At 60.9% G+C, this 4,424-nt stretch carries 3 protein-coding genes; all 3 read right to left on the bottom strand.

Annotated features, from left to right (window positions below):
- Positions 1-980, bottom strand: a 980-nt coding sequence (locus E1J61_RS35405; RefSeq protein ID WP_133098464.1) for a hypothetical protein, incomplete at its 3' end; no start/stop codon positions are given.
- The gene (locus tag E1J61_RS35410) at positions 980-3,721 is read right to left on the bottom strand and encodes a DUF499 domain-containing protein (RefSeq protein WP_133098465.1); all 2,742 of its coding nucleotides are present in this window, start codon (positions 3,719-3,721) and stop codon (positions 980-982) included. The genes E1J61_RS35410 and E1J61_RS35405, both read right to left, overlap by 1 nt.
- Entirely contained in the window at positions 3,721-4,080 is a 360-nt protein-coding gene (locus tag E1J61_RS35415) for a helix-turn-helix domain-containing protein (protein ID WP_371705005.1), read from the bottom strand. Before E1J61_RS35415 ends, E1J61_RS35410 begins: the two co-directional genes overlap by 1 nt.
- Positions 4,081-4,424 lie beyond the last annotated feature (344 nt).

A 4,424-nucleotide genomic window follows, 5' to 3' on the forward strand; every position in this document is an offset into this window, starting at 1 on the left:
AAAGTGGGCGCGGCCTGGCGCACCTCGAGCAATGAGAGGCCGCCGTGCGTCAACGTCGGGTAGCCGCCTTGGCTCTTCCACTTCCAGCGGCCGACGGCCAGGAGGTGAGCGCCGTGCGGGCTGTTGATCTGGAGTGCCACGGGTGGCACGAAGGGGCCGGTCTCACCGGTGCCCTTGGCGCTGCGCCCACTGGCGAAGGTTTTCTTGAGGAACTGGCCGACCTCGCCATCCGCGTCAGGGAAGTAGCCTGTGGCGGCGTAGCCGTGATCGGATGTGATGACCAGCCGTCGCCCGGTCGCCAAGCGCTCGACGAAAGCCCAGAAGTCATTGCTGCTGAGTTGATCGGCGGCATCCCGGGTCAGCGTGTCGAGGCCCTGGCCTGCGCCTGATCCGTCGTGAACCTTGCTGTCGGGCCAGTGGTGCCAAAACACCCAGTTCGGCGTGCCGTTGATCAGGCCCTCGCAGTCCTTCCACGGCATATCGACACACTCGGTGTGCGCCGGTTGAAGCTTGTGGGCAAGACCGCCGCCATTGTTCTGAAGCTGACTGCGGCTGCCGAAGCCCAACGCTTGCGCGAACTGATTGGTTTCACCGGGCAGTTCGGATGCGTTGGCGGACACCTCATGCAGTGTGAAGCCGCGTTCCTTGGCACCTTGCAGCAGCCAAGGCAGTTCACGCAGGGAGAGGCCATCCAGTATCAGCACCGCCTTGGCGCTGTAGGGCTCGGTCCACCAGCGAGCCAGTCGATCCGAGGTTCGCTCGACGGAGTCGCCAAAAGCTTGCCACAAGTCCCAGCCGGTGGAGGACAGGAAATGGTCAAGAGTGCCGATTTCGCGGTCGCGCTTGATGACCTCGCTGGGCGCGTTGCCTTCAGTCAGCGGCTTGGACGCAATCTCGACGGCGTTGCTGATAATGACGCGCCACGCGTCCTCGGCAGAGCCTTTGGTCAGCCTGTTCAATACCCCGGCGTCGAGTGCCATCAGGTGTCCTCCTTCTCAAGGCTGAGCTCGAAGGTCATGCCGTCGGGCAGCTTCTTGAGCATTTCCTTGAGTTGCGCCCCGGTTGCAGCCGACACTTTGATCGAGACTTCGGCGACTGGGGTGGCAGGGCCAATGCCCCAGCCTTCGAGTTTGCCGATCAGATTCAAGGGGGAGGTTGCGGGGTTGCTCAGGGGGATGCGAGGCTTGCCGCCAGTGCTGGAAACACCGCCGAAGATCCCGCCACCCGCCGGTGGCGTGCCGCCTCCCGGTGTTGTTTCACCTCCCGTGGGTGGCGGCGGTGGCGTTGTGCCACCACCGAACAGGGCGCCGCCTTCGCCGCCAGTCGGCGGCTGAGGCGCAGGGGGCGTCGTGCCACCCGTGGTTGGCACCGCTGACGGTTCCATCAGGAACACTTCATCGAGCTGGCGGCCGGTATAGGACAGCTTTGGACGCAGACGTTTCCAGGCTGAGTCCTCATCCTCACCGGGCTGGGTCTGCAGGTACTCAAGGCCGCGCAGGTTGATGGCGATCTTGCCCCGCGCGCACAGGCGCAGGATGCGTTCCTTCATTGCGGTTTCGCCAAGCCAAGGGATGCAGTCCTGACCAGCAGGGCGAGGCTCTTGCAGTTCGCGCAGCAGCTTGCCAACCGCGGAGTTATCGGCGGCAGCCTCGAGCACGAGGTCTTCAAAGTCCTCCGGCACGAACAGGTCGTTGGTCAGCGCTTCCTCGATGCATTCGGGGATCTGCGCACCTTGTTTCTTTAGGCTCTCGACGCTGAACATGCACTGGTTCGGATCGGCGAAATTCCACCGATGCAGCACCGCGAAACGGTCGAAGCGCTTTTTTAGAATGTCGCGCAGCGCACCCTGGTATTCGGTATGTAGCTTCTTGTACTCAGGGTTCTGCCCGCTCCATTCCTGCGCCTTCATCTCGGCACGCGCGAGGATCAGCAGGTCGCGATCCTGGAATGCATTTGCGGAGCCGGATCTCGGCAGCAGGAAACGGATGGTGTTACGGCGCTTCTGCAGGTAATCTTTGATCCAGCGGCCAAGGCGCTGGTCGATGTTGTCTGGTTCCTCCGGCAGCACCAGGATGGGCAGGCGGTCGTCCCAACGCTCCGGTTGCTCGGCTTCATCCAGCGTTGACCAGGGATCGGTCTGCCAAGCTTTCGGCAGCGCGATCACACGGAAGGTCTTGGCGACCTCGTCGGAGCCGCCGATCACGTAGCGAACCTGCTTGGCAAGCTGGGCTTGGTCGGAACCGTCGGTGAACAGCTTGTCGTTGCGAGCACAAGCCATCAGCTTGGCGCGAGGGTTCTCTTCTTCTTTGAAGACCAGCCGAGGGCCGTCCTGGTGGATGTTGAAACTGTTCTCGACGATGGTCGCCAGCTCGACCTGGAACGCATTGTCGTCGACGGCCTTGTTGCGCGTGATGTCGACCTGCAGCGTTGCCGGTTCGGCACCAGCCAAGTTACCGACAGCAATGGATCGCAGCCACAAAGCGCCCACAATCTCCTGAAGGTGCGGGGCAACGTCCGCGTGATCCGATACCGCTTCGGTGACCGAAATGATGTTCTGCTGGGCCTTCGCGCGCAGGGTGCGGTGGTGCTCGTTGGAGACGGAGTCAAGCAGTGCGCCGATACCCGAGGCATCGTCATCAAGACGGAAGTCCGCAGCCGTGAGCACCGGGGCCGCCTCACCACGACTCTTGTAGAGATTGGCCAGGATGCGAATCATGTCGCGCGTTTCCTGCGCGTCGGTCGCAATCAGTACCTGTTCTTCAAGCAGGCGCAGCAGATGTGGGGCAAACGGCCAAGAGACCAAGAATTCCTTGCGCTTGCGCTCATGCTCAGCGGTAGGCACCTCCATCAACCGCAGGCTCTCGGTCACGTGAGGTTCAATGAGCGAAGCGATCTGAGGCTTGGTGATCTGCAGGCGGTTGGTGAACAAGCGATGCAGCAGCATCCGGCGGCGATCCTGCTGTACCCGCTCGGGATTGCCGCCCGCCATGAAGTCGATAGCGACCGGATTGACGCGATGCACTTGCTGATAGGCGTCGCTGCCACCGTTGCGAACCGAGATGACAAGCACCAGCAATTCCGGATGCTCCTTGGCGATCTCGGACAGGATCTGGATGAAGTTGAACGCCCAGTTCTTCCAGGGGTACTGCTTGGTGTTGGTCAGGCCGTCGTACCAGGTCTGGAATTCGTCCAGCAGCAGCATCGTCGGGGTGTGCTGCAACAGTTCGAGGATCAGCTTGTCGGACGGGATGTCGGTTTTGGCCGCGCCCATACCCTCCCACTTGCCCTTGATGTAGGTGCCGTGGGGATGACGCTCGAACAGCAAGTCCCATAGAAACTTGTAGCGCTGCCGGTGAAGGCTCTCGCCGATGACCGTCATTCCGCTGCGCAGCCCAATCTTGCCGATCTGCGGATCACCCAAGGTGGTGGCCCACGAGTTCAGCCACGCACTTGTCGAGGTCGCATCGTTCACTGCATGGTACAGCGCGGCCATCAAGTGAGACTTACCGAGGCCCCGCTCGCCGATCACGACCACCGGACGCCCTTGGTTCGGGCCAACCGCCTCGATGCCTTTCAGCAGATCGTGGGTCGGATACGTGATCTCCAAGAACTCCTGGGCTGCAATCTGAGTCGCGCCGGTGTTCGTGTCGTTGGAGAGCTCAATGGCTGTCCCTTTGAGGCGTTTGCCCCGAAACTCTTCTCGTAGAGTCAGTCCAAGCATTACTTTCGCTCCCCATTGTTCGGTTGGCCAGTGGCGTCGCCATCTTGTTCACGGCCGGTTTCGAGTCCCTCCATCGACTGCTGCTTGATCCAGCTATCGATGTCTGCACGCGAGAACCGCCAGCTCCCACCCACTTTGAAGGCAGGGATCTGCTTGGCGGCCGCCAACCGGTAGATCGTCCGCTCAGTGACCTTCAGGTAGTCGGCGACCTGCTTGATGGTTAGGATCTCGCCCTCGCTGGTACTTTTAGACATGGTGATGGCCAATTTAGGGCAAACGGCGACAGAATAGTGCAAAATTTTCAAGACAGCAACGACAGGTAGCTGATTTGCGAAGAATTTTCTAGGGGAGAGGCTCATCGAGTGAGCCAGCAGGCTCTGGCCCACAGGGGAGTGCGAGGACGGGCGAGGGTGGGTGGCATCTGGCCCCGGTCGGCCAAATCATCGAATCCACGCCCTCAAAGCCAAGGCGTTCCTATCTAGTTCTGATTACGGACGCGGGTTCGGTTCCGTATTCCACCACAAAGTACCGAGAAATCAACCGTTCTCGACTGATCCTTTCCGCCCGTTTTTGCACACCTCCGCCCAATATGGCCACGGAAAAGTTCCAGGAGCCTAGGGTGTGTTGACATTTGACATTAGACAAGCCAGATGCAGGCGGCGGCAATGGCGACAAAGGAAGCAGAGCGTTCGGAGAGCTTGTC

Origin of the sequence: Cupriavidus sp. L7L, from assembly GCF_004353535.1 — a bacterium.
In the GTDB taxonomy this organism is placed as follows: Bacteria; Pseudomonadota; Gammaproteobacteria; order Burkholderiales; family Burkholderiaceae; genus Cupriavidus; species Cupriavidus oxalaticus_A.